A 25,764-nucleotide genomic window follows, 5' to 3' on the forward strand; every position below is an offset into this window, starting at 1 on the left:
TTGGCACCCACCACAGGAAGGGAATCGGGTGGCGTGGGGCGTCAGATCGATCTGGAGGGCATCACCATCAGGCTTGATCGTGACGACAGAAAAGCCCTCCCAAAAAGGAAGGAAAGTATTAATATCGCGCATAAGAACGCCGGTTTGTTAGATGTGTTTGCTCGCACGAACATCATCAAGCAAATCGGCGTTCTTGTTTCTGTGTTTCCCGGGATTCCGTGAAGAACCTTTTAAAAGCCGTGGGCGTGACGCTGCAGGTCGGTTTGATTGCCATCGGCACCTCACTGCTGGTGGCGCTGCTCAATGCGACGATTCTGGTGTTTCGCACACCTTACTTGCAGCGCGCCGTCGGCCTCTACGTCGAGCTGGCGCGCAACACGCCGCTGTTGATCCAGTTGTTTTTCGTTTATTTCGCCTTGCCGGCGCTGGGGATCAAAGTCTCCGGCTTCAGCGCCGCGATCATCACCATGACCTTCCTCGGCGGCGCTTACCTCACCGAAGTGCTGCGTGCCGGCGTCGATGCGGTGCCGCAGGCGCAGCTGGAATCGGGGCGCTCCATCGGTCTGTCCCACGGTCAGTTGCTGCGCTACGTGATCCTGCCGCAAGCGGGCATCCTCAGCCTGCCGTCGCTGTTCGCCAATTTCATTTTCCTGCTCAAGGAAACCACCGTGGTCTCGGCGGTGGCGGTGCCGGAAATCCTCTACACGACCAAAAGCTACATCGCGCTCTACTACAAAACCTACGAAATGCTCGCCGTGCTGACGCTGATTTGCGTGCTGTTGTTCCTGCCGCTGTCGCTGCTGCTCAGCCGTCTGGAAAGGAGGCTCCAGCATGGCCAGTTCGGGTCTTGAACTGCTTTGGGTGTCGTTGCCGCAACTGGCCAAAGGCGCCGGGCAAACCCTGTCGATCTCCTTCCTGAGCATCGCCATCAGCACCATCGGCGGCGTGCTCTACGGCGTGTTGCGCACGCTCAACGTGACCTGGCTGAACGCGATTTTGCGTGTCTATCTGGAGCTGTTCCGGGCGATCCCGGTGCTGGTCTGGCTGTACCTGCTGTTTTTCGGCTTGCCGATTTTCTTTGGCGTGAGCCTGCCGAGCTTCTGGTGTGCGGTGCTGGTGCTGTCGTTGTGGGGCGCCAGTGAAGTGGGTGAAGTGGCGCGCGGCGCGTTGCATTCGTTGCCACGCGGGCAGCGTGAGGCGGGGCTGTCGATTGGCTTGAACGCTCCGCAGCTGTTCGGTTACGTGCTGCTGCCGCAAGCGCTGAAACGCATGACGCCGCCGACCATCAACGTCTACACGCGAATCATCAAAACCAGTTCGCTGGCAGTGCTGATCGGCGTGGTCGACGTGATCAAGGTCGGCCAACAGATCATCGAGCGCACCTACGAATCAGTGTTGATTTACGGCGCGCTGTTCCTGTTTTTCTTTTTCATCTGCTACCCGCTGTCGGCCGCCTCGCGAGTGCTGGAGCGCCGCTGGACGCAAGCATGAGAGCATTGATCGAGTTTCACGGTTTCAACAAATTCTACGGCGAGCAGCAGGTGCTCAACGGCATCGATCTGCAGGTGCAGAGCGGCGAAGTGATCGTCATCCTCGGCCCCAGCGGCTGCGGCAAAAGCACCCTGCTGCGTTGCCTCAATGGTCTGGAAGAGGACCACAGCGGCAGCCTGAAATTTGTCGGCCGCGAGCTGCTGGACAAGGCCACCGACTGGCGCGAAGTGCGTCAGCAGATCGGCATGGTGTTCCAGAGTTATCACCTGTTCCCGCACATGAGCGTGCTCGACAACCTGTTGCTGGGCCCGCTCAAAGTACAGAAACGCCAACGCCGCGAAGCGCAGCAGCAAGCCGAAGCCTTGCTCGAACGCGTCGGTCTGGCGGACAAGCGCGATGCGTATCCAAGGCAGCTTTCCGGCGGCCAGCAGCAACGCATCGCCATCGTCCGTTCGTTGTGCATGAACCCACGAGTGATGCTCTTTGACGAGGTCACCGCCGCCCTCGACCCGGAGATGGTCAAGGAAGTGCTGCAAGTGATTCAGGGGCTGGCCCGCGAAGGCATGACCCTGTTGATCGTTACCCATGAAATGGCCTTCGCCCGCGCGGTGGCCGACCGCATCGTGTTCATGGATGCCGGACGCATCCTCGAACAGACCCCGCCCGAGATTTTCTTTACGAACCCGCAAACCGCACGCGCGCAGCAGTTCCTGGAGAAGTTCTCCTTCGTGGCAACACTGCCAAAAACGAATCCGACAAAGGAACTGGAACTGCTATGAAAACTGCCGCTTTTCTACTGCCCCTGCTCAGCCTCGCCTTGCTCGCCGGCTGCAGCAAAACCGAAGAATCGCCAAAGCCGAAAGTCGCCAGCGAAAGTGCCGCGCCGGCCGGTTATCTGGACAAGATCAAGGCCCGCGACAAACTGATCGTTGGCGTCTTCACCGATAAGCCACCGTTCGGTTTCGTCGATGAGGCCGGACGTTACGTCGGTTTTGATACCGATATCGGCCGCCAATTCGCCAAGGATCTGCTCGGCGACGAGAACAAGGTCGAGTTCGTGGCCGTAGAGCCAGCGAGCCGCATTCCATTCCTGCAAAGCGACAAGGTCGACCTGATCCTCGCCAACATGACCGTGACCCCGGAGCGCAAGGAAGCGGTGGAATTCACCAACCCGAACCTCAAGGTAGCGGTGCAGGCACTGGTGCCGCAGAGCAGCTCGGTGAAAAGCCTTGATGACCTGGCAACTCGCACCACTATTGTCACCACGGGCACCACCGCTGATATCTGGCTGACCAAAAACCACCCGGGCTGGAAACTGCTGAAGTTCGAGAAGAACTCCGAATCGCTGCAAGCCCTGGCCAATGGCCGTGGCGACGCCTATGCGCAGGACAATCTGGTGCTGTTCAGTTGGGCCAAGCAGAACCCGGGCTATCGCGTGCTGGATGAAAAGCTCGGGGCTGAAGCGCCGATTGCGCCGGCGGTGAAGAAGGGCAACATCGAGTTGCGTGACTGGGTGAATAGCGAATTGGCCAAGCTGGGTGAAGAGAAGTATCTGCTCAAGCTATACGACCAATATGTGCGTAAAGAGCTGAGCGATGACACCAAGCCTGAGAGCGTGATTGTCGAAGGCGGCAAGTGGCAGGGGTGATCCCTTGATTCAGATGCGACTCTGATACTGCCTTCGCGAGCAGGCTCGCTCCCACATTGAAATGCGATCAACTGTGGGAGCGAGCCTGCTCGCGAAAGCGCTCGTTCAGGCGCCGCTCAATCCGGCCAGTTCCACGCCGGCTCATCCAGCACCCGCTGCCCGACAATCCCGGTCTGGCCCAGCGTCTTCTCCAGCACGATGCAATTGCACTCAGGGTCTTCCTGCAGCGCTGAAATCAACCGCCGCGCATGGGACACCACCCACACCTGACATTCTTCTGAGGCGCGAATGATCAACCGTGCCAGGGCCGGCAACAGGTCCGGGTGCAGACTGGTTTCCGGTTCGTTCAGCACCATCAGCGACGGCGGACGTGGCGTCAGCAATGCGGCAATCAGCAGCAGATAACGCAAGGTGCCGTCCGACAGCTCCGCCGCCGACAACGGCCGCAACAAGCCTTCCTGATAAAACTCGATGGCAAAGCGTCCACCGGGCAGCGGCTCGATGTTTAGTCGCGCGCCGGGAAACGCATCGCTGATTGCGGTCTGCAACGCCTCGGGATCACCGATTTCAATGATGGTCTGCAACGCCGCCGCCAGATCACGCCCATCGTGATGCAAAACCGGCGTGCGCGTGCCGAGTTGTGGCTGGCGCACGGGAGCGTCGGCGTCGCTGCGAAAGTGATCGTAGAAGCGCCAGCGGCGGATGAACTCGCGCATCTGGAACACTTCCGGCGAGCTGCGCAGGCTGCCGACCTGATCGAACAGACTGTCGAAGTTCGGCGTGTGCTGCGCCAGCACGTCCCATTGACGCTCGGCGCGAGCACGGATCATCGGCCCGTCGCGATCCACCAGCAGGCTCGCCGGACGATAGAGCGGCCCGGCCCAGATGCATTCCTTTTTGATTTGCGGATCAAGCGAGAAGTACGAGAGCGTCGGCTCCGGCAACCCGAGAGAAATCGAATAACTGAAATCTTCCCCGGCAAAGCCCAGACGCAAGCGCTTCACGCCTTGGCGCACTGTCGGTTCAATCGCCACCTCGCCATTGCGCATCCTCCGGCTGATGGTTTCCGGCCCGGCCCAGAATGTCGAGTCCAGTCCGCCCTCACGGGCCAGCGCATTGACCACACCGCCCTGCGCCGTCTCCGCCAACAGGCGCAACGCGCGGTAGAGGTTGGACTTGCCGCTGCCGTTGGGGCCGGTGATCAGGTTCAGTCGGCCCAGCGGGATCACCAATTTATTGATCGAGCGGTAATTGGCCACCGCGAGGGTCTTGAGCATGAAAATCCTTCTCCGGCTCGCTCCCACGCGGGGCATGGGAGCGGTCGCATTGTAGGCGCTGCTGCAGGCTGCGATCCTTTGATCGTGGTCTTTACCAGCAAAAAATCGCTGCCTGCGGCAGCTCCTACGGGGGTAAATGCATCATCGCGCGAGCGAACGTTGAACCCTGTTCTAAGCTCACAGTCGTATCGTCACTTGCACGTTCGTACACAGGAAGGAGTCTGCATGGCGAGTCCCGGTTTGAAAACAGCGGTCATGCTGAGTCTGTTCACATTGCTGAGCGCCTGCGGCGAGAAAAAGGCCCCTCAGGAGTACCTGCCACGGGTCTTCGTGCAAGAGGTCAAACCCGCGGACTACGCGGCTGCCGTGACCCTCACCGGTGATGTGCAGGCGCGCGTCGAGACGGAATTGTCGTTTCGCGTTGGCGGCAAGATCATCCAGCGCATGGTCGATGTCGGTGACCGCGTGACCGCCAGACAAGTGTTGGCCAAACTCGATCCCAAGGATTTGCAGACCAACGTCGACTCGGCTCAAGCCCAGGTTGTCGCCGAACAGGCGCGGGTCAAGCAGACCGCTGCGGCATTCGTGCGCCAACAAAAACTGTTACCCAAAGGTTACACCAGCCAGAGCGAATACGATTCCGCCCAGGCGGCGTTGCGCAGTAGCCAAAGCGCATTGAGCGCCGCGCAGGCGCAACTGGCCAACGCCAAGGATCAGCTCAGTTACACCTCGCTGATTGCCGATGCCCCCGGAATCATCACCGAGCGTCAGGCCGAGGTCGGCCAGGTGGTGCAGGCCACGGCGCCGATGTTCAAACTGGCCCGTGACGGCGATCGCGACGCGGTGTTCAACGTCTACGAGTCGCTGCTCGCCGAGCGGCCGTCGGATCGCTCGATTGTGGTCAGCCTGCTCGACAACCCCAACATCAAAACCACCGGCACCGTGCGCGAAATCACCCCGGCGGTGTCCGCGCAGTCCGGCACCGTGCAAGTCAAAGTCACCCTCGACAAACTGCCGCCGGGCATGCAGCTCGGTTCGGTGGTCAGCGCCACGGCCAAAGGCAGCGGCAAATCGGCGGTCGAGCTGCCGTGGTCGGCGCTGACCAAAAACGTCAGCGATCCGGCAGTCTGGATGGTCGACGACAAAGGTGAAGCGCAATTGCACACGGTCACGGTCGGTCGTTATCTGACCGGCAAGGTCATCATCAGCGAAGGCCTCAAGGGCGGTGAGAAAGTCATCGTCGCCGGCGGGCAGTTATTGCACCCGGGCATGAAAGTCGAGATCGCCGAAAACACCTATAAAGATCTGCAACCGGGAGCCCAGCCATGAAGCACTTGGGGCTGTTGTCCATGGCAATGTTGTTGGCTGCCTGCTCGAAAAGCGAGCCTCCGCCGGAGCCGGTGCGGCCGGTGCTGTCGATCAAGGTTCAGGCACTGAACGAGGAAACCCTTGGGCGTTTCGCCGGCAGCATTCAGGCGCGCTATGAGAGCAACACCGGTTTTCGTGTCGGCGGGCGCATCGCCAGCCGCAACGTCGATGTCGGTGCCGAAGTCGACAAGGGCACGCTGCTCGCCACCCTCGATCCGTCCGACCAGCAGAACCAGTTGCGCTCAGCCCAAGGCGATCTGGCCAAGGTCCGGGCGCAACTGATCAACGCTCAGGCCAATGCTCGGCGTCAGCAAGCGCTGTTTGATCGCGGGGTCGGTGCGCAAGCGCAATTGGACATCGCCACTACGGATTTGAAAACCACTCAGGCTTCGCTGGAGCAGGCGCAGGCGGCGGTCAATCAGAGCAAGGATCAACTCAGCTACACCGAACTGCGCTCCGACCACAAAGCCGTGGTCACCGCGTGGAACGCCGAAGCCGGGCAAGTGGTCACCGCCGGCCAGCAAGTGGTGACCCTGGCGCAACCGGACATCAAGGAAGCGGTGATCGATCTGCCGGACACCCTGGTTGATCAGATCCCGAGCGATGTGGTGTTCCTGGTGGCCGGGCAACTCGACCCAAGCATCAACACCACGGCAACCATCCGCGAAATCGAACCGCAGGCGCAAAGCGCTACGCGCACCCGTCGCGCTCGTTTGACGCTGGCGGATACACCGCCCGGATTTCGTCTCGGCACAGCGATCAGCGTTACCCTCAGTTCGGCGATCAAGCCACGCATCGAATTGCCCGCGACAGCGCTGCAAGAGGTCGACGGCAAAACGCGGATCTGGGTGGTCGACACCCAAAGCAAAACTGTCAACCCGCGCGATGTCAGCGTGATCAGCCGCACCGACAACAGCGTGGTGCTGGCCGGCGGTGTGAAGAATGGTGAGCAGGTGGTCAGTGCCGGCGTCAACAGCCTCAAACCCGGACAATCCGTGAAACTTGACGAGGACAGTCAATGAAAGGCTCTTTCAACCTCTCCGAATGGGCCCTCAAGCATCAGTCGTTCGTCTGGTACCTGATGTTCGTTGCACTGCTGATGGGGGTGTTTTCGTACTTCAATCTGGGTCGCGAAGAAGACCCGTCGTTCACCATCAAAACCATGGTGATCCAGACCAAATGGCCGGGTGCGACCCAAGAAGAGACGCTCAAGCAGGTTACCGACCGCATCGAGAAAAAACTCGAAGAACTGGATTCGCTCGACTACGTGAAAAGCTACACGCGCCCCGGCGAATCGACAGTGTATGTGTACCTGCGCGACACCACCAGCGCCAAGGACATCCCGCAGATCTGGTACCAGGTGCGCAAGAAGATCGACGACATCCGCGGGCAGTTTCCCCAAGGCATTCAGGGGCCGGGATTCAACGATGAGTTCGGTGATGTATTCGGTTCGGTGTATGCGTTTACGGCTGACGGACTGACCATGCGCCAGCTGCGCGACTATGTCGAACAGGCGCGCGCCGAGATCCGCAATGTGCCGGGGCTGGGCAAGATCGAGATGGTCGGCCAGCAGGACGAAGTGATTTACCTGAACTTCTCCACGCGCAAACTGGCGGCGCTGGGCATCGATCAGCGCCAGGTGGTGCAGAGCCTGCAATCGCAGAACGCGGTGACGCCGGCAGGGGTGATCGAGGCCGGGCCGGAGCGCATTTCCGTGCGCACTTCCGGACAGTTCGCCTCGGAGAAGGATCTGGCCGAGGTCAATCTCAAGCTCAATGATCGCTTCTATCGTCTGGCCGACATCGCCGACATCAGCCGTGGTTACGTCGACCCGGCGACTCCGGAGTTCCGCTTCGACGGCAAACCGGCAATCGGTCTGGCGATTGCCATGCAGAAGGGCGGCAACGTTCAGGAGTTCGGTAAGGCCCTGCACGAGCGCATCGATCAACTCACCGCCGACCTGCCGGTGGGCGTCGGTGTGCACACCGTGTCCGATCAGGCGGTGGTGGTGGAAGAGGCCGTCGGCGGCTTCACCAGCGCCTTGTTCGAAGCGGTGATCATCGTCTTGGTGGTGAGCTTTATCAGCCTCGGTGTACGCGCCGGGCTAGTGGTGGCGTGCTCGATTCCGCTGGTGCTGGCGATGGTGTTTGTGTTCATGGAATACAGCGGCATCACCATGCAGCGGATCTCCCTTGGCGCATTGATTATCGCCCTCGGCCTGTTGGTCGACGACGCGATGATCACCGTGGAGATGATGGTCACACGCCTGGAAATGGGCGAGACCCGGGAGCAGGCGGCGACCTTCGCCTACACCTCGACGGCGTTCCCGATGCTCACCGGTACGCTGGTGACGGTGGCCGGTTTTGTGCCCATCGGCCTCAACGCCAGCTCGGCGGGTGAATACACGTTCACGCTGTTTGCGGTCATCGCCGTGGCGATGCTGGTGTCGTGGGTGGTGGCGGTGTTCTTTGCGCCGGTGATCGGCGTGCACATCCTCAGCGCCAACGTGAAACCCCATGCGGCCGAGCCCGGTCGCGTCGGGCGTGCGTTCAACCACGGCTTGTTGTGGTCGATGCGCAACCGCTGGTGGGCCATCGGCATCACGGTTCTGCTCTTTGTACTGGCGGTGTTCTGCATGCGCTTCGTGCAAAACCAGTTCTTCCCGTCGTCGGATCGCCCGGAAATTCTGGTCGACCTGAACCTGCCGCAAAACGCTTCGATCAACGAAACCCGCAAAGCCGTGGACAAGCTGGAAGAAACCCTCAAGGGTGATCCGGACATCGTGCGCTGGAGTACCTACATCGGTCAGGGGGCGATCCGTTTCTACCTGCCGCTGGATCAGCAATTGCAAAACCCCTACTACGCGCAACTGGTGATTGTCAGCAAGGATTTTGAGGCGCGCGAAGCCTTGAGCGAACGCCTGCGCGAACGGCTGCGCAAAGACTTCGTCGGCATCGGCAGTTACGTGCAGGCGCTGGAAATGGGCCCACCGGTGGGCCGGCCGATCCAGTACCGAATCAGTGGCAAGGACATCGATCAGGTGCGTAAGCATGCGATCGAACTGGCCACCGAGCTGGACAAGAACTCGCACATCGGCGAGATCATTTATGACTGGAACGAACCGGGCAAAGTCCTGCGCATCGACATCGCTCAGGACAAGGCGCGTCAGCTCGGACTGTCGTCCGAAGACGTGGCAAACCTGATGAACAGCATCGTCAGCGGCTCGCCGTTGACTCAGGTCGATGACGATATCTACCTGATCAACGTCGTTGGTCGGGCGGTGGATTCTGAACGCGGTACGCCGGAAACCCTGCAAAACCTGCAAATCGTCACGCCCGGCGGCACGTCGATTCCGCTGCTGGCGTTCGCCACCGTGCGTTATGAACTGGAGCAGCCGCTGGTGTGGCGTCGCGACCGCTTGCCGACCATCACCATCAAGGCGTCGGTGCGCGACGAGATTCAGCCGACCGATCTGGTGAAACTGCTCAAACCGTCCATCGATGCCTTCGCCGACAAACTGCCGGTGGGCTACAAAGTCGCCACCGGCGGTACCGTCGAGGAAAGCGGCAAGGCTCAAGGGCCTATCGCCAAGGTCTTACCGTTGATGCTGTTTTTGATGGCGACCTTCCTGATGATCCAGTTGCACAGCGTGCAGAAGATGTTCCTGGTGGCGAGTGTCGCGCCACTGGGGCTGATCGGCGTGGTGCTGGCGCTGGTGCCGACCGGTACGCCAATGGGCTTCGTGGCGATCCTCGGGATTCTGGCGCTGATCGGCATCATCATCCGTAACTCGGTAATCCTGGTGACGCAGATCGATGAGTTCGAGAAGAAGGGCCTGGCCCCGTGGGACGCGGTGGTGGAAGCGACCGAGCATCGCCGCCGGCCGATTCTGCTGACGGCGGCGGCAGCCAGCATGGGCATGATCCCGATTGCCCGGGAAGTGTTCTGGGGGCCGATGGCTTACGCGATGATTGGCGGGATTGTCATTGCGACGTTGCTGACGCTGCTGTTTTTACCGGCGTTGTATGTCGCCTGGTACAAGATTCGCGAGCCGAAAAAAGACGCGGCTTAAAAGCGAGTGCTGCGCACTCATCGCGGGCAAGTCCGCTCTCACAGGGTTTTCAGTGGACACAGATTTTGTGAACACCCGCAACACCTGTGGGAGCGGGCTTGCCCGCGAAGGCGTCTGGTCTGACTACACCGGTTTACGCCAGACACTCGCCAACCAAGGCTGCTGCTCTCGCGGCAGCCCCGCCGGGCGGAAGTAGTGCTCCAGCTCGACAAATCCGGCAGCGGTCAGCAAATCGCGCCACGCTTGCAGGTCGTGGTATGAGCCATAACGCGGCCCGTTCCAACCCTCCTGGTTATCCCCGCGCGGATTTGAGCTGAACAGCACGCCACCGGGCTTCAGGGTGTCGCGCAGTTGCCGCAGAACCCGTGGCAACTCCTGCCGTGGTACATGAAACAACACGGCATTGGCGAAGATCCCGTCGAAGCGTTCGGCCGGTAAATCCAGCTTCAGGAAGTCCTCGCACCAGACCTCGCAGCCGCTGTCTTCGCGGGCCATCTGCGCAAATTTTTCCGAGCCGTCGAGGCCGACCGCGACATGCCCCATGCGCGTAAACGTCTGCAAATCCCGCCCGGGGCCGCAGCCGAAATCCAGAATCGTGAATGGCGCCGTGCCCTGGATATGCCGCAACAGCGCATCGATGTTCTGGCTGACATCGTGATCGCGGGTGCCTTCGCGGAAGTCTTCGGCCACTGAGTTGTAATGGCCGAGGGTGGTGGCGGTGATCTGTTCGAGGTCGGCGGAGGTTTGCTTCATGGTCGAGGGCTGCACGGGCAAAGGAGATGTGCCGAATATACGCCATCGGGTTCGGGGCTGCTGCGCAGCCATTCGCGAGCAAGCTCGCTCCCACAGGGGAACGCCTTTCAAATGTGGGAGCGAGCCTGCTCGCGAAAGCGGTTTCAGAGGCGTGGCATGAATCCAGATGAGCTCAACGCTTGTTCAACCCCCGCGCCAACCGATCACCCCCCAACTGAATCACCGCCACCAACGCCACCAGCAACACAATCACCGTCAGCATGATCTGGCTATCGAACCGCTGATAGCCGTAGCGATAAGCAATGTCGCCCAACCCGCCGGCACCAATCGCCCCGGCCATGGCCGAGGAGTTGATCATCGTCACCAGCGTAATGGTGAAACCGCCGACTATCCCCGGCAGCGCCTCCGGCAGAAGCACATGCCAGACGATGTGCCAGCGCCGGCAACCCATGGCCTGCGCGGCTTCGATCAGGCCGTGATCGACTTCACGCAGACTCACTTCGGCAATCCGCGCAAAGAACGGCGTCGCCGCGATGGTCAACGGCACCACCGCGGCCCACACGCCATAGGTGGTGCCGACGATCAACCGGGTGAACGGAATCAGCGCGACCATCAGGATCAGAAACGGGATCGAACGAAACAGGTTCACGAAGGCGCCCAGCGCCCGGTTCAGCACCGGTGCCTGGTAGATCCCGCCCCTGTCGCTGGTGACCAGAACCACTGCCATGGGAATGCCCACCAGCAACGCGATCAGCGATGAGACGCCGACCATCAAAAACGTGTCGATGAAACCTTGCAGCAAGCGATCAAACCACATAACCCAATACCTCCACCCGTTGCGCCCACTGCCCGGCGCGTTCACGCAATTGCTCGGCGGCCAACGGCGAACCGCTCACGGCCAACAGCAGTTGCCCGAGGGCATGCCCCTGAATTCGCTCGACGCCACCCTGAAGCAATTTCACCCGCCCGCCGAGGGCTGCAAACAACGCCGCCAGATCCGGCTCATCACGGGCATTGCCGGTGAACTGCAAACGCAGTACCACTGCGGCATCGGAGGAGGGCGGTTGCGCGTGCAGGCGGCTCTGCAGTTCCTCCGGCAAGGCGTGTTGCAACGGCGCGAGCAACGTCTGGCTGACCTCGTGTTGAGGGTTGCCGAACACTTCCCACACCGGGCCTTGCTCGACGATGCGCCCGTGTTCCAGCACCACCACGCGGTCGCAGATTTCGCGGATCACCGCCATCTCGTGAGTAATCAGGACGATGGTCAGACCCAAGCGTTTATTGATCTCGCGCAGCAGGCTGAGGATCGACTGGGTGGTCTCCGGGTCGAGGGCCGAAGTGGCCTCATCGCACAGCAGAATGTCCGGGTCATGCACCAGCGACCGGGCGATGCCGACACGCTGTTTCTGCCCGCCGGAAAGCTGCGCCGGATAGGCCTTGTGCTTGGCTTGCAGGCCGACCAGTTCAAGCAGTTCGCGAACCTTTTTCTCGCGTTGCTCTTTCGGCACGCCGGCTACTTTCAGTGGCAGTTCGACGTTTTGCCAGACGGTTTTTGCCGACATCAGATTGAAGTGCTGAAAGATCATGCCGATCCGTCGGCGCAGGGCGACCAAGCGATCCTCGTCGAACTCACCGATGTCCACTTGATCGATCAGCACCCGCCCCGAAGTCGGTTGCTCCAAGCGGTTGATCGTGCGGATCAGCGACGACTTGCCGGCGCCGCTACGGCCGATGATGCCGAACACTTCGCCGCGCTGGATCGCCAAATCGATACCTTGCAGGGCAGCGACCGGGCCTTGCCGGCCTTCGTAGGTTTTACCCAGACCGATGAAACGCACGTGGGCGCGGTTCAGCTCGGGATGCAGTTCTGTACGCTCAGCTTCATGTGGCTCCGGAGTTTCCGGTCGCCGCTGGATGGCAGCGCTCATTCAGCTTTCCCAACCAGCCTGGTACAGCTTGCCGTGGGCCTTGTCGAGAGCGGCGCGAACGGCTGGCGAATGCTGGTAGATGTCGACGAACTTGATCAGGCGCGGATCGGTTTTGCTCTTCGGCTGGATCACGAACTGGATTACGTATTCTTTGTGGTCGAGGCCGTCGAACAGCAACGCCGAGCCGGCATCGAAGGTCTTGGCCAGTCGAATGTAGGCCGGGTAGCCCTGCACCAGATCGGCATCATCATAGGCGCGCACCAGTTGTACGGCTTCGACCTGGAGGATCTTGATCTTCTTCGGGTTGGCGACGATATCGTCTTCGGTGGCTTTGTAGCCGACGCCCGGTTTCAGCGTGATCAGACCGGCTTTGGCCAGCAGTTGCAGACCGCGACCGCTGTTGATCGGGTCGTTGGCGATGGCCACGCTGGCGCCTTCAGGCAGCTCGCCGAAGCTTTTGTATTTCTTCGAGTAGAGGCCGACGTTGTTGATGATCCCCGGGGCGAAGGGCACCAGATCAAAACCGGCAGCGGCTTTGGCGTTTTCCAGGAACGGGATGTGCTGGAAGTAGTTCACGTCGATGTCGCCGGCAGAGAGGCTGACGTTGGGCGCGATCCAGTCGGTGAACTCGACCAGTTCGACTTTCAGGCCTTGATTGTTGGCCTCTTCGACGGCGGCTTCGAGCGGAATGGCGAAGGCCGCGGTGGTGCCGATTTTTAACGGGGCGTCGGCGGCGAAGACTGCCGAGCTGAACAAGCCGAGGGCCAGGGCCAGTGCTTTGACTGGGTGGGACAGGCGTTTCTTGGTCATGGTGGTTTTTCCAGTCAGTGCATAAATAGGTGGTGTCCGGTCGGGCCTCTTCGCGAGCAAGCCCGCTCCCACAGGGAAATGCATTCCAAATGTGGGAGCGAGCCTGCTCGCGAAGCTTTTAGCGGCGGTACGAAGATCCAGTGTGTTGCTCGGGCAACTGCGCCGCGCCGTGAAACAGCTTTTCGCGCAAGCTGCCGCTGTCATACGCGATCTTGTACGACCCCCGCCGCTGCAGCTCCGGGATCACCAGCTCAATGAAATCCACATAGCTTTCCGGGGTGATGATGCGGGTCAGGTTGAAGCCGTCCAGCCCGGTTTCGGCGATCCACGATTCCAGCTCATCCGCTACTTGCTCAGGCGAACCGACCACGGTGATGTAGCGACCACCGAGGGCGTGCTGGTCGAGCAATTTGCGTCGGGTCCAGTCGTTGTTTTGCAGGTTTTTGGTTGCGGACTGGATGGCGTTGCTCTTCACATACTGGATCGGTTCGTCGATCTCGTACTGGGAAAAGTCGATGCCGGTGGACGCGGAAAAATGCGCCACGCCAGCCTCGGCGCTGGCGTAGCTCAGGTACTCGGCATGCTTGGCCCACGCCGCTTGCTCGGTCGCGCCGACGATCACGTTAAGGCCCATGAACACCTTGATGTCCTCGGGATTGCGCCCGGCCTCGACGGCGCTGGCGCGCACCTTGTCCACTTGCACCTTGGTCGACGGTTTGTTCTGGCCGCTGATGAACACGCACTCGGCGTGGCGTCCGGCGAACAGCAAGCCGCGATCAGAGCTGCCGGCCTGAAACAGCACAGGCGTGCGCTGCGGCGACGGCTCGCAGAGGTGGTAACCCTCGACCTGATAGAACTCGCCCTTGTGCTCAACCTTGTGGACTTTTTCCGGTTGGGCATAAACCCGCTGCTCGCGGTCATTGAGCACTGCACCGTTTTCCCAACTGCCTTCCCAGAGTTTGTAGAGCACTTCCAGGTATTCATCGGCCTGATCGTAACGACGGTCATGTTCAACTTGTTCGCTGAGGCCCATGGCCTTGGCGGCGCTGTCCAGATAACCGGTAACGATGTTCCAGCCGACACGACCACGGCTCAAATGATCGAGGGTCGACATGCGCCGGGCGAACAGATACGGCGGCTCGTAAGTGAGGTTGGCGGTCAGGCCGAAACCGAGGTTTTTGGTCACCGCGGCCATCGCCGAAACCAGCAACAAAGGATCGTTTACCGGCAACTGGATCGACTCTTTCAGGGTGACGTCCACCGAGTTTTGATAGACGTCGTACACGCCGACGATGTCGGCGATGAACAATCCGTCGAACAGCCCGCGCTCCAGCAACTGTGCCAGTTCGGTCCAGTATTCAATGGAGTTGTAGCGCGTGGAGGTGTCGCGAGGATGCGTCCACAGACCATGGTTGATGTGTCCGATGCAGTTCATGTTGAACGCATTGAGCAGGATTTTTTTCTTCGCCATCAGATGGTCCCCCGCAGCGGCGGGTTTTCATCGTTGAGGTAGTAATTGCCCACCGCGTGATACTTCCAACGCACCGGGTCGTGCAGGGTATGCACGCGGGCGTTGCACCAGTGGCGGTCGAGGCCGTGCTCGATCAGGGTGGCCTGGCTGCCGGCGAGTTCGAACAAGGTGCTACCAGCAGCAAGGGAGATTTCCGTGCTGATCGCCCGTGCTTCGGCGACGGCAATCGAGGCGGCAGCGACCGTTTCGGCGTTGGTCTCGGCCTGAGCCTTGTCGAGGAACTCACCGGAGCGTTCGAGCAGCGCCTCGGTGGCGTGCAGGCGGATGCTCAGGTGGCCGAAGCTTTTCAGTGTCAGTGGATCTTCGGTGGCTTTGTCGTTGCCGGAATCGATCCATGGCCGGGTTTTGCTACGGACGAAGTGCAAGGCATCTTCGTAAGCGGCGCGAGCGATGCCGGTGTCGATGGCGGCGTGAAGGATCTGCGCGAGCGGGCCGACGGTGGTCGGGCGTTCGAAGGCGCTCTGGAACGGGATCACGTCTTCGGCGGCGACGTACACGTCTTCGAACACCACCGAACCGCTGCCGGTGGTGCGCTGGCCAAAGCCGCTCCAGTCGTCGATCACGCTCAAGCCTTTGCTGTCGCGAGGGACGAAGGCCAGTTGCTGCACGCCGTTTTCATCGACGACTGACGTTGGAATGCGCTGCGCGTAAATCGCGCCGGTCGCATAAAACTTGCGGCCATTGATGCGATAGCCATCGCCTTCACGCTTGAGGCTGGTGACACGGTCGTGGGCGGTTTTGGTGCCGAGTTCCGCCAGCGCATTGCCGAAACGCTGACCGGCCAGAACCTCGGCGTACAACCGTCGTTTCTGCTCATGGCTGCCGTTCACCCGCAGCACTTCCAGCGCATAGAAATGGTTCTGCGGAATCTGCCCGAGAGAGCCGTCGGCCTGAGCGATCAGGGCGATGACTTTGGCCAGGGTCACGTTGGACACGCCGGCGCCACCGTACTCCTTGGGTACGCTGATGCCCCACAGGCCCGAGCGGGAAAACACGTCGAGTTCTGGCAGCGGCAGGCGACGTTCACGGTCGCGCAGGGCGCTGTCGCGTTTGAAATCTTCGGCCAGGTCGCTGGCGACGATCAGGGCTTGCTCATCGCTGGTGATGACCGCGACGGGATGGGAAAACGGCATAGGGGTTTCTCCAGATGTCTGGTCGTCAGATCCAGGAATGGCGGGCCGGCAAAGTGCCGTTGAGGCGATAGGCGCCGACCGCGTGATACTTCCAGCGCACCGGGTCGTGCAGGGTATGCACCCGGGCGTTGCGCCAGTGGCGGTCGAGGTTGAATTCGGCGAGGGTCGCGCGGCTGCCGGCCAGTTCGAAAAGCTTTTCACTGGCCAGCAGCGAGATCTCGGTGGTCAGCACTTTGGCTTCGGCCACGGCAATCGAAGCGCGGGCGGCAGAGTCGGCGGTGAGCGGCGCGGCGTGCACCTGATCGAGCACTTGCCCGGCCTTGCGCAGCAGCGCTTCGGCGGCGTGCAGTTCGATTTTCAGTTTGCCGATGTCGGCGATCACGTAGAGGTCATCGCTGGCGCGTTCAACCTTGGCATCGATCCACGGCCGCGCGCGGGTTTTGACGAACTCGATGGCGTCGTCGATGGCGCCACGGGCGATACCGGCGTCGATGGCAGCCTGGATCAGTTGCGATACGGCGCCTTGGGTATTGGGCGTCTCGTTGATCTTCCAGTTATCGACCACCAGACCCGCTTCGACGCGCACGTTGTTCAACAAAATCGTGCCGCTGGCGGTAGTGCGCTGTCCAAAGCCTGACCAGTCATCAACGATGCGCAGCCCCGGCGTGCCGCGACGGACGAACGCCAGCACTTGCTTGCCGTCATCGTTGAGCGCTTTGACCGCGACCCAATGCGCGAAGAGCGCACCGGTGGAGTAGAACTTCTGGCCGTTGATCACGTAGTCATCGCCATCGGCGGTGATCCGCGCCTTCAGTTCCAGGGTGTTTTTGGTGCCGCGCTCAGGGCCGGCATTACCGATGCGCCAGCCTTCCAACACACTCTGGAACAGCTGTTTTTTCTGTTCTTGCGTGGCGCTGCCGAGCACCAGATTGATGATGCCGAACTGGTTCTGCGGGATCTGCCCCAACGCCGGATCGGCCGCGGAAATGATCGCGAACACCTCGGCCAGGGTGACGAATGAAACCTGCGGGCCACCGTACTCGCGCGGGATGGCAATGCTGCCCAGGCCGCTACGGGTGAACTGTTCGATTTCCGACCATGGCAGCTTGCGCTGGCGGTCGCGTTTGGCGGCCTGAACACGAGCAACTTGCGCCAGCTCATGGGCAGCCTTGATGGCTTGGGCGTCGTTGTGCAAGACCTGCGCGGGCAACAACAACGGGGCGATGTCCAGATCCGACTGGACGTTTGCATCGGCCAGACTGGACATCAGTGCCGCTCCTTGGCTGCACGCAATGCCCTGGCGATCTGCACTGGGGTGATTGTGTTCCGGACCATACTACCTACCTCACATCTCATGAAAAACGCCGCAAAAGTGCGGCGAACGAAAGAATGTCCGGTGGTCCGGTTCATATACCCTAAGCGTGTATAAATATTAAATAAACTAACTTTTAGGAATATGCATAGAAGGGGTGATGGTCGGGTTGGTTAAGAATCCCCTCACCACAGAAGCCCTCCTGCCACAGATGCGGTGCTCACTCTTTGCGCGGTTCTGCGGCCTTGACGTCCTGCCTCAATGGCACCTTCAGGTAAGGGTTCACACAACCGATCTTCAGCGTTCGCGGTGGCGCCCAACGCGAGTTGTTGCCGACCCGGTCAAGGATGCAATAGGTCACGTCCAGGCGTAGATCTTCACCGGCTTCGACGATGACCGCTGGCGGTACCCAGACTTGAATCGGCAGCCCGACATCCGCCGCCGTGATCGGCGCCAGATCCATGCGTACATCACCCCAACGCAAGGTGATAGCGTCGTCCTCGGCCATGTTCGGGTAGGGCTCGATGGTCAGTGGTACACCGCGTTTGATCTGATTGGGATTCACGCCCTGGCGGCGAATGGTGTCAGGAATCGTCACGGGCACCAGTTGCTGGTTCTCGTCACCGCACACGGCCGAGGGTTGCCCGCCGGGGCAGTCGAGTTTGACCTGCACGCGGGTCGATATCGACACCACCGGGCCCTGGCCGACCTGCCTCACCCGATAGTGGATGCGCGCGGTGCCGTTGGCCATGAAGCTCTCCGGCACTCGCAGGCTCACCGACGCGCCGACGTCTTCGGCGGTCAACACCTTTGAGGCGACATAGCATTTGTCCCAGAACAGCTCGATCAGGTCGCCGCAATCCATAGCGGGGTAGGGCGGCACGTCGACCATCAGGTGGGCGGCTGCGGCCAGGTTGATGCCGTTTTTTTGTGCTGGCGCCAGGGTTGGCGCTGCCAGTTCGGGGGTATGCGAAGTGCGGGTCATCGATTTCTCTCCTTGAAGCCTTGCAGCGAAGTCCGTTTCTGGAAGAACAAAAGGCGTGCATCAACTGGCAATAAAGCTTTGAACTTTTGTTCAAGTTGAATGCGCATTGATTGAACTAAGTGACGCCGGTTGGCGACTAGATAAGAGTGTGCAGGAAGGGGTGTCAATAGTCGGTGTTAGTTAATGATTGAATTACGGGTTAATCAGAAGTTTCCTACGCTGCCGAGGCCTTATGCCTAGGTGGTAAGGGGAATAAAGCCACAGGGCTCAAGGTATTTTATCGATTTCTACGCAAGCTGTTTGGGTCGGTTTTTTAAGTTGCTGCGAGTTTCAGGCTGTTTTTATCTGTTGCAGAACATATGTGTGTAGCGCATCGGTTATGTTTTATTTGTATATATTTGGGAGGGGGTGGAACAGAGTAACTTCCATCCGTGGAAGTTTCGATTGGTGCGGAGAAGTTTCTCAGGCGTGATTCAGGAACTTGTTGAGAAACTGTTTAGTGCGTTCTTCTTTCGGGTTGGCAAACAGCGCCTTGGCTTCGCCTTGCTCAACGATCACGCCCTTGTCGAAAAACACCACACGGTTGGCCACGTCGCGGGCAAAGCCCATTTCGTGGGTAACGATGACCATGGTGCGTTTCTCTTCGGCAAGACCGCGGATGGTCGCCAGCACTTCGCCCACCAGTTCCGGATCGAGGGCCGAGGTCGGCTCGTCGAACAGGATCACTTCCGGCTCCATCGCCAGCGCCCGGGCAATCGCCACGCGCTGTTGCTGACCACCGGACAGTCGACGCGGATAGGCGTCCTCTTTACCGGCGAGACCGACCTTGGCCAGCAGCTTCATGCCCAGGGCAATGGCTTGCTCGCGCGGCATCTTCTTGACCACGATGGGGCCTTCGATGACGTTTTCCAGGGCGGTGCGATGGGGGAACAGGTTGAAGTTCTGGAACACGAAACCCACGTGCTGGCGCAGGTTGCGCACCAGGCTTTGCTGCTGGTTCAGCGGGCGACGGGTATCGATTTCGATATCGCCGACCTTGATCCGGCCGCTGGTGGGCTCCTCAAGGAAGTTCAGGCAGCGCAGGAACGTCGTTTTCCCCGAGCCACTGGGGCCGATGATTGCGACAACTTCGCCTTCCTTCACCTCGAGGTCGATGCCGTTGAGCACGACCTGACCCTTGAATTGCTTGGTCAGTTTTTCCACGACGATCATGGGGTCAGGACTCCTGGTCGTGCCGATTGACCCGCTCTTCCAACTTGTTCTGGAAGTGCGAAAGCACCGTGGCCAGAATCCAGTAAAGCAGCGCGGCGGACAGATACATGGTAAAAATTTCGAAGTTGCGGGCGCTGATCAACTGCGCCTGACGTAGCAACTCGGGTACTTGGATGGTGGCGGCCTGTGCGGTGTCCTTGACCAGTGAAATGAAGCTGTTGCCCAGCGCCGGCAACGCTGTGCGCATCGCTTGCGGCAGGATGGCCCGACGCAGAGTCTGCGCGCGGGTCATGCCGATGCTCGCAGCGGCTTCCCACTGACCGCGTTCAATCGAACTGATCGAAGAGCGCAGGATTTCACAGATATAAGCAGCCATGTTCAGCGAAAGGCCGATCAGGGCTGCGGGTATCGGATCGAGCTCAAGGCCCACCTGAGGCAAGCCGTAATAGATGACGAACAGTTGTACCAGCAACGGCGTGCCGCGAAAGAACGACACGTAGATGCGGGCAATCAAGCTCAACATCTTGAAGCGCGACAGGCGCATCAACGCCAGACTGAAGCCGAGCAGGAAGCCGAAGAACATGCCACCCAGGCTGAGGATGACGGTGAAGTACATGCCCTTGAGCAAAAAGGGCATGGCCTCCCGTACAATTTGGAATGTTGCTTCCATTATTTAGTGACGTCAGCGCTGAAGTATTTTTCCGAAAGCTTGGCCAGCGTGCCGTCGGCACGCAGCTTGTCGATGGCCTTGTTTACGGCAGCCAACAGTTCAGGCTCGCCTTTGCGCAAGGTAACGCCGGCCTCTTGACGGGAGAACGCTTCGCCGGCGGCTGTGGTGTCCTTGGCTTTCCTGGCATATTCCAGCGCGGCCAGACGGTCGATCAGGATGGCGTCGATGCGGCCTACACGCAGGTCCTGGAACTTGGTCGGATCATCTTCATAGGTGCGCACGTCAGCGGTCGGCACGTTGGCTTTGACCCACTGCTCGTAGTTGGTGCCCAGGCCCACGCCGACTTTCTTGCCTCCCAGATCGGCAGCGGATTTGATGTTCAGGTCGGCGGCTTTCTTGGTCAGCACCAGCGCCTGAATCCCGGAAACGGTGTACGGCTCGGAGAAGTCATACTTCTTCTTGCGTTCTTCGGAAATGGTCACCTGGTTGATCACTGCGTCCAGACGCTTGGATTCCAGCGCCGCGAGGATGCCGTCCCATTTGGTCGTCTGCAGCTTGACCTTCACGCCCAGTTCTTTGGCCAGGGCTTCGGAGAATTCGACTTCGAAACCGGACAGCTTGCCGTCGGCATCGACGAAACTGAACGGTGGATAAGTGCCTTCCAGGCCGACGTTGATAACGCCCTTGTCCTTGATCTGTTGCAGCTGCTCACCGGCCACTGCCTGGCCAATCAGACCGGCGCTCAGCGCCAGGCCCAGCGAACCGACCAGCAGATTGCGACGTAGTGCGGAAAAATTCATGACAAGCCCCTGTGTTTTCTTATGGAAGACGCTTAAGGAAAGTTGGCGAATACGGGAGTTGGACGACAGCGCTATCCTGCCTTAAAGCAGCTTAAGCGTCTCCCGCCAAATTCGCCTGCGGCGAGACTATAAGGTGCCCGCTTTAGACTTGAAAATACTTAATATATGAAATGTTATTCTTTATTAGAATATGCATTGTCTGTGGAAAAAGATCGCAGCCCTCCGCAGCTCCTACATGGTGATCTCTTGGAGCTGCGGAAGGCTGCGATCTTTTGATCTTCTGTTACAGGAAATCCTTGTAGGCAAACAACGCTGGCGCCCCGCCGGTATGCAGGAAGATGATCGGGCCTTCATTGAAGCGCTGCCGGCCGATGCCATCGAGCAGCCCGGCCATGGCCTTGCCGGTATAAACCGGATCGAGCAACACCGCGTCCTGACTCGCCAGCAATTTCACCGCCGACAATGTCCCGGCATTTGGTTCGCCGTAACGCGGGCCGAAGTATTCGTCCCACAATTGGACCTTGAAGCTTGCCGGCAACGCCACGCCGAGCAGATCGGCCGTGCGTTCTGCGAGGCCCTGCACTTTCGGGCGCTGATCTTCTTCGCTACGCGAAACGGTCACGCCGATCACCGGCAGCTCTGGCAACACTTCGCTCAGGGCCAGCGCCAGACCGCTGTGCGTCCCGGCACTGCCTGAAGCCAACACCACGGCGGCGAAGTCGAGACCGGTGTCCTTGATCTGCTCGGCCAGTTCCAGGCCTGCGCGCACATAACCCAAAGCACCGAGGGCGTTGGAGCCACCGATCGGCACCAGATACGGCTTCTTGCCGTTGCTGCGCAAACGCGCGGCGAGTGCGGCCAGTTGTTCGTCGGCGTTGTCGAGGTTTTCGACCAACTCGACTTTGGTGTCGAACAGGTCCAGCAGTAGCCGATTGCCGTTGCCGGTGTAATTGCTGTCATCGGTGCCCAGCGGATTTTCCAGCAGCGCCACACAGCCGAGACCGAGTTTGGCGGCCAGTGCGGCGGTCTGGCGCACGTGGTTCGATTGCAGCGCGCCGGCGGTGATCAGGGTGTCGGCACCTTGCGCCAGCGCGTCGGCGGCGAGGTATTCGAGTTTGCGCAGCTTGTTGCCGCCCATGGCCAGCGGCGTCAGGTCGTCGCGTTTGATGTACACGTCGCGGCCGAGCCAGGTGGACAGGCGCTCGAGTTTTTCCAGTGGGGTAGGGTGGCCGAGCAGGTCGAGGCGGCTAAAGCGGTCAAGCTGTTGTTTGATCATGAGTCCGTACTGGCGGAGAAAGATGAAAGGACTATAGGCAGTCGATTTTGCATGGGCAACCGTGGATCGCTTATAGCCAAATGGACTGAGTCCAGCACTATCGGTTCTTAATTCGCCCTCGCGAGCATGTCGTAAAGTGGTCGCCGTTGACGCGGCCAGACAGTCCGGCCGCCCGAGAGGAGTCTTTACCGTGAGCGAGCGTTCCAGCCATTGGCAATTGCAGACCATCGTCAGCCAACTGCGCAGCGCGCGGGATCAGTGGCGGGCACAGAACGGCCGGGCGTCCGGCGAGCAGGGCGGTCGCGAGTTGCCGTCGCGGGCGGCGATGGCGGAAATTCTCGAGGCGTTGTGTGGCGCGCTGTTCCCGATGCGTTTGGGGCCGGTCGATCTGCGTGAAGAAAGTGAAGATTTTTACGTCGGCCACACCCTCGACGTGGCGTTGAATGCATTGCTGGCGCAGACACGCCTGGAATTGCGTTATGTCGCCCGACACAGTGCTCAGGCGGACACCGAAGTCGAAGCCCGGGCGATCCAGATCGTTCAGGATTTCGCCTTGGCATTGCCGGGGCTGCGCACGCTGCTCGACACCGACGTACTGGCGGCCTATCACGGCGATCCGGCGGCGCGCAGTGTCGATGAAGTGCTGCTGTGCTACCCGGGGATTTTGGCGGTGATTCACCATCGGCTGGCCCACCACTTGTATCGTGCCGGGCTGCCATTGCTGGCGCGGATCAGCGCGGAAATTGCGCACTCGGCCACTGGTATTGATATCCACCCGGGCGCGCAGATCGGCCGCAGTTTCTTTATCGATCACGGCACGGGTGTGGTGATCGGCGAGACGGCGATCATTGGTGAGCGCGTGCGGATTTATCAGGCGGTGACATTGGGCGCCAAGCGCTTCCCGGCCGATGAAGACGGGCAGTTGCAGAAGGGCCATCCACGCCATCCGATTGTCGAGGATGATGTGGTCATTTACGCCGGGGCGACGATTCTTGGGCGGATCACGATTGGCAAGGGCTCGACCATTGGTGGCAACGTGTGGCTGACCCGCAGTGTGCCGGCAGGGTGCAATTTGACTCAGGCCAATCTGCAGCATGATGACGGGACGCAGAAGTAGGTTTCTGAATCTGCGTTGCTGCATCAGGCCTCTTCGCGAGCAGGCTCGCTCCCACAGTGGAACGCATTCCAAAGTGGGAGCGAGCCTGCTCGCGAATGTTTTAAGGTTGTATCAAGATAATGGCCTTCCGCCAATTCTCCAGTGAACGAATCGCCCCAAACCCACGTCATACCCCTCCTTGAGCTAGCGTAGGAAAGCTACCGCTTAGCCGTGCGATTAGTCCTTAGCGCCCTATCCATGTTTAACTTGAACGTTCATTCAAGTTAAACCGGTGGTTCGCTGCCCGCTCACAACAGGAGGCTTGCCTTTGCTGAGTCCGATCATTTCAGCCACGTTTCAACCCCTCGAGGTGCATGCTTCATGAGTGCATCGTCTACCCCCGCCAGCGGTCTGGTGCGCATGAATCCGCCGGTGTTCTACTTCGCCGCGACGGTCATTCTGCTGTTTGGTCTCGTGGTCATCGCCATGCCCGAACAGGCCGGTGCCTGGCTGCTGGAAGCGCAAAACTGGGCGGCCAACACGGTCGGCTGGTACTACATGCTCGCGATGACGCTGTATCTGGTCTTCGTGGTGGTCACCGCGTTATCCGGCTACGGCAAGATAAAACTCGGTGCCGACCACGACGAGCCCGAATTCAGTTACCTGTCCTGGGCCGGCATGCTCTTCGCCGCCGGGATCAGCATCACGCTGTTCTTCTTCTGCGTGTCCGAACCGCTGACCCACATGCTCCAGCCGCCGCAAGGCGAGGCCGGTACAGCGGAGGCTGCGCGTCAGGCGATGCAGGTTCTGTTTCTGCACTGGGGCCTGCACGGCTGGGGCGTTTTTGCCTTTGTCGGCATGGCGCTGGCGTACTTCGCGTATCGGCATAACCTGCCACTGGCCCTGCGTTCGGCGCTGTATCCACTGATCGGCAAACGCATCAACGGCCCCATCGGTTATGCAGTGGATGGCTTCGGCATCATCGCCACGGTGTTTGGTCTTGGCGCTGACATGGGCTTCGGCGTGTTGCACCTCAACTCGGGCCTCGACTACCTGTTTGGCATCGCTCATACCCAGTGGATTCAGGTCGGCCTGATCACGCTGATGATGGGCGCGGCGATCATCGTTGCCGTCTCCGGTGTGGATAAAGGCGTGCGGGTGATGTCTGACATCAACATGCTGCTGGCCTGTGCGCTGCTGCTGTTCGTGTTGTTCGCAGGTCCCACCCAGCACCTGCTCAACACCCTGATCCAGAACGTCGGCGACTACCTCGGTGCCTTGCCGATGAAGAGTTTCGACCTCTATGCCTACGACAAACCGAGCGACTGGCTCGGTGGCTGGACCGTGTTTTACTGGGCTTGGTGGATCGCATGGTCGCCGTTCGTGGGCCTGTTCATCGCCCGGATTTCCCGTGGCCGCACAATCCGTGAGTTCGTCTTCGGTGTGCTGCTGATCCCGCTCGGTTTCACCCTGGCGTGGATGTCGATTTTCGGCAACAGCGCCCTTGATCAAGTGCTCAACCACGGCATGAGCGCACTTGGCATGTCGGCCATCGACAACCCGTCGATGAGCATTTATCTGTTGCTGGAAACCTACCCGTGGAGCAAAACCGTCATCGCCGTGACGGTGTTCATCAGCTTCGTGTTCTTCGTCACCTCTGCCGACTCCGGCACCGTGGTGCTTTCGACGCTGTCGGCCAAGGGCGGCAACCCGGATGAAGACGGGCCGAAATGGCTGCGGGTATTCTGGGGCGCGATGACCGCGCTGATCACCAGCGCGCTGTTGTTCTCCGGCAGTATCGATGCGCTGAAATCAGCGGTAGTGCTGACCTCGTTGCCGTTCTCGCTGATTCTGCTGCTGATGATGTGGGGCCTGCACAAGGCGTTCTATCTCGAATCGCAGAAGCAGATCGCGCAACTGCATTCGCTGGCGCCGGTGTCGGGTGCGCGACGTGGCACGGGGGGCTGGCGCCAGCGCTTGAGTCAGGCCGTGCACTTCCCGTCGCGTGATGAGGTGTACCGCTTCATGGACACCACCGTGCGCCCGGCGATTGAAGAAGTGACCGCGGTGTTCGTCGAGAAAGGCCTGAACGTGGTCACCCAGCCGGATCCGGCGCATGACAACGTCAGCCTGGAAATCGGCCACGGCGAGCAGCATCCGTTCATTTATCAGGTGCAGATGCGCGGCTACTTCACGCCATCATTTGCGCGTGGCGGTATGGGCTCCAAACAGCTCAACAACCGCCGCTATTACCGCGCCGAAGTGCATCTGAGCGAGGGCAGTCAGGACTACGATCTGGTCGGCTACACCAAGGAGCAGATCATCAACGACATCCTCGACCAGTACGAGCGCCACATGCAGTTCCTGCACCTGGTGCGTTGATCATGAGCTGAGCGTCGGGA

The 25,764-nt window shown here is 60.2% G+C and carries 23 protein-coding genes; 10 read left to right on the forward strand and 13 right to left on the reverse strand.

The features are described 5' to 3' along the window. The 5 genes from CKW18_RS30650 to CKW18_RS20925 all read left to right on the forward strand — a co-directional run. Positions 1-222: hypothetical protein (locus CKW18_RS30650; RefSeq protein WP_218274340.1), on the forward strand; the 222-nt coding region annotated here is incomplete at its 5' end. Next, positions 219-851: an amino acid ABC transporter permease gene (locus CKW18_RS20910; protein ID WP_095190538.1), complete on the forward strand. Its 633-nt coding sequence runs from the start codon at positions 219-221 to the stop codon at positions 849-851. The genes CKW18_RS30650 and CKW18_RS20910, both read left to right, overlap by 4 nt. Beyond that, positions 832-1,491 carry an amino acid ABC transporter permease gene (locus CKW18_RS20915; RefSeq protein ID WP_095190539.1) on the forward strand — a complete coding sequence of 220 codons (660 nt, stop codon included), beginning with the start codon at positions 832-834 and terminating at the stop codon, positions 1,489-1,491. The genes CKW18_RS20910 and CKW18_RS20915 overlap by 20 nt, the downstream gene beginning before the upstream one ends. After that, positions 1,488-2,270, forward strand: coding sequence for an amino acid ABC transporter ATP-binding protein (locus CKW18_RS20920; RefSeq protein WP_095190540.1), 783 nt, complete (start codon positions 1,488-1,490; stop codon positions 2,268-2,270). Before CKW18_RS20915 ends, CKW18_RS20920 begins: the two co-directional genes overlap by 4 nt. Then, positions 2,267-3,139: a transporter substrate-binding domain-containing protein gene (locus CKW18_RS20925; protein ID WP_095190541.1), complete on the forward strand. Its 873-nt coding sequence runs from the start codon at positions 2,267-2,269 to the stop codon at positions 3,137-3,139. Before CKW18_RS20920 ends, CKW18_RS20925 begins: the two co-directional genes overlap by 4 nt. 116 nt (positions 3,140-3,255) lie before the next feature. Here the strand turns inward: CKW18_RS20925 and CKW18_RS20930 are convergent, their stop codons facing one another. Continuing rightward, positions 3,256-4,416, reverse strand: a complete 1,161-nt coding sequence (locus CKW18_RS20930; protein WP_095190542.1) for an AAA family ATPase — start codon at positions 4,414-4,416, stop codon at positions 3,256-3,258. Positions 4,417-4,641: 225 nt separating this feature from the next. Between CKW18_RS20930 and CKW18_RS20935 the strand changes: the two genes are divergently transcribed. From CKW18_RS20935 to CKW18_RS20945, 3 genes are read left to right on the forward strand one after another with little or no spacing between them, the layout of a single operon-like run. Further along, positions 4,642-5,745 carry an efflux RND transporter periplasmic adaptor subunit gene (locus tag CKW18_RS20935; RefSeq protein WP_095190543.1) on the forward strand — a complete coding sequence of 368 codons (1,104 nt, stop codon included), beginning with the start codon at positions 4,642-4,644 and terminating at the stop codon, positions 5,743-5,745. Continuing rightward, a complete protein-coding gene (locus CKW18_RS20940) occupies positions 5,742-6,806 on the forward strand; it encodes an efflux RND transporter periplasmic adaptor subunit (protein WP_095190544.1) in 1,065 nt (354 codons plus the stop codon). Before CKW18_RS20935 ends, CKW18_RS20940 begins: the two co-directional genes overlap by 4 nt. Continuing rightward, positions 6,803-9,856 (forward strand): efflux RND transporter permease subunit, encoded by a 3,054-nt coding sequence (locus CKW18_RS20945; RefSeq protein ID WP_095190545.1) that lies wholly within the window; start codon positions 6,803-6,805, stop codon positions 9,854-9,856. Before CKW18_RS20940 ends, CKW18_RS20945 begins: the two co-directional genes overlap by 4 nt. A 123-nt stretch (positions 9,857-9,979) precedes the next feature. Here CKW18_RS20945 and CKW18_RS20950 read toward each other — a convergent pair whose 3' ends face one another. From CKW18_RS20950 to CKW18_RS21005, 12 genes are all read right to left on the reverse strand, one after another. Then, positions 9,980-10,609: a bifunctional 2-polyprenyl-6-hydroxyphenol methylase/3-demethylubiquinol 3-O-methyltransferase UbiG gene (locus CKW18_RS20950; RefSeq protein WP_095190546.1), complete on the reverse strand. Its 630-nt coding sequence runs from the start codon at positions 10,607-10,609 to the stop codon at positions 9,980-9,982. Positions 10,610-10,781: 172 nt separating this feature from the next. Further along, positions 10,782-11,426 carry a methionine ABC transporter permease gene (locus CKW18_RS20955; protein WP_095190547.1) on the reverse strand — a complete coding sequence of 215 codons (645 nt, stop codon included), beginning with the start codon at positions 11,424-11,426 and terminating at the stop codon, positions 10,782-10,784. Continuing rightward, complete coding sequence (locus CKW18_RS20960; protein WP_095190548.1) at positions 11,416-12,537, reverse strand: methionine ABC transporter ATP-binding protein; 1,122 nt, start codon at positions 12,535-12,537, stop codon at positions 11,416-11,418. Before CKW18_RS20960 ends, CKW18_RS20955 begins: the two co-directional genes overlap by 11 nt. Further along, positions 12,538-13,347: a MetQ/NlpA family ABC transporter substrate-binding protein gene (locus CKW18_RS20965; RefSeq protein ID WP_095190549.1), complete on the reverse strand. Its 810-nt coding sequence runs from the start codon at positions 13,345-13,347 to the stop codon at positions 12,538-12,540. Positions 13,348-13,465: 118 nt separating this feature from the next. Beyond that, positions 13,466-14,818 (reverse strand): LLM class flavin-dependent oxidoreductase, encoded by a 1,353-nt coding sequence (locus CKW18_RS20970; protein ID WP_095190550.1) that lies wholly within the window; start codon positions 14,816-14,818, stop codon positions 13,466-13,468. After that, positions 14,818-16,011 (reverse strand): SfnB family sulfur acquisition oxidoreductase, encoded by a 1,194-nt coding sequence (locus tag CKW18_RS20975; RefSeq protein WP_095190551.1) that lies wholly within the window; start codon positions 16,009-16,011, stop codon positions 14,818-14,820. The genes CKW18_RS20970 and CKW18_RS20975 overlap by 1 nt, the downstream gene beginning before the upstream one ends. A gap of 25 nt (positions 16,012-16,036) precedes the next feature. Then, entirely contained in the window at positions 16,037-17,278 is a 1,242-nt protein-coding gene (locus CKW18_RS20980; protein ID WP_095190552.1) for an SfnB family sulfur acquisition oxidoreductase, read from the reverse strand. A 265-nt stretch (positions 17,279-17,543) separates the two neighbouring features. Further along, the gene (locus CKW18_RS20985; protein WP_095190553.1) at positions 17,544-18,308 is read right to left on the reverse strand and encodes a hypothetical protein; all 765 of its coding nucleotides are present in this window, start codon (positions 18,306-18,308) and stop codon (positions 17,544-17,546) included. A 462-nt stretch (positions 18,309-18,770) separates the two neighbouring features. Further along, positions 18,771-19,520, reverse strand: coding sequence for an L-cystine ABC transporter ATP-binding protein TcyN (gene tcyN / locus CKW18_RS20990; RefSeq protein WP_095190554.1), 750 nt, complete (start codon positions 19,518-19,520; stop codon positions 18,771-18,773). A 4-nt stretch (positions 19,521-19,524) separates the two neighbouring features. After that, entirely contained in the window at positions 19,525-20,190 is a 666-nt protein-coding gene (gene tcyL / locus CKW18_RS20995) for a cystine ABC transporter permease (RefSeq protein WP_095190555.1), read from the reverse strand. Continuing rightward, complete coding sequence (tcyJ, locus tag CKW18_RS21000; RefSeq protein WP_095190556.1) at positions 20,190-20,990, reverse strand: cystine ABC transporter substrate-binding protein; 801 nt, start codon at positions 20,988-20,990, stop codon at positions 20,190-20,192. Before tcyJ ends, tcyL begins: the two co-directional genes overlap by 1 nt. 283 nt (positions 20,991-21,273) lie before the next feature. Then, positions 21,274-22,266, reverse strand: a complete 993-nt coding sequence (locus CKW18_RS21005) for a D-cysteine desulfhydrase (protein ID WP_095190557.1) — start codon at positions 22,264-22,266, stop codon at positions 21,274-21,276. A 190-nt stretch (positions 22,267-22,456) separates the two neighbouring features. Between CKW18_RS21005 and epsC the strand changes: the two genes are divergently transcribed. Further along, positions 22,457-23,383, forward strand: a complete 927-nt coding sequence (gene epsC / locus CKW18_RS21010; RefSeq protein WP_016983653.1) for a serine O-acetyltransferase EpsC — start codon at positions 22,457-22,459, stop codon at positions 23,381-23,383. Between the two features lie 399 nt (positions 23,384-23,782). Further along, on the forward strand, positions 23,783-25,744 hold the full coding sequence (betT, locus tag CKW18_RS21015) for a choline transporter BetT (RefSeq protein WP_167394911.1): 1,962 nt from the start codon (positions 23,783-23,785) through the stop codon (positions 25,742-25,744). Positions 25,745-25,764: the final 20 nt, after the last annotated feature.

The organism is Pseudomonas sp. Irchel 3E19 (assembly GCF_900187585.1).
GTDB classification, from domain to species: Bacteria; Pseudomonadota; Gammaproteobacteria; order Pseudomonadales; family Pseudomonadaceae; genus Aquipseudomonas; species Aquipseudomonas baetica.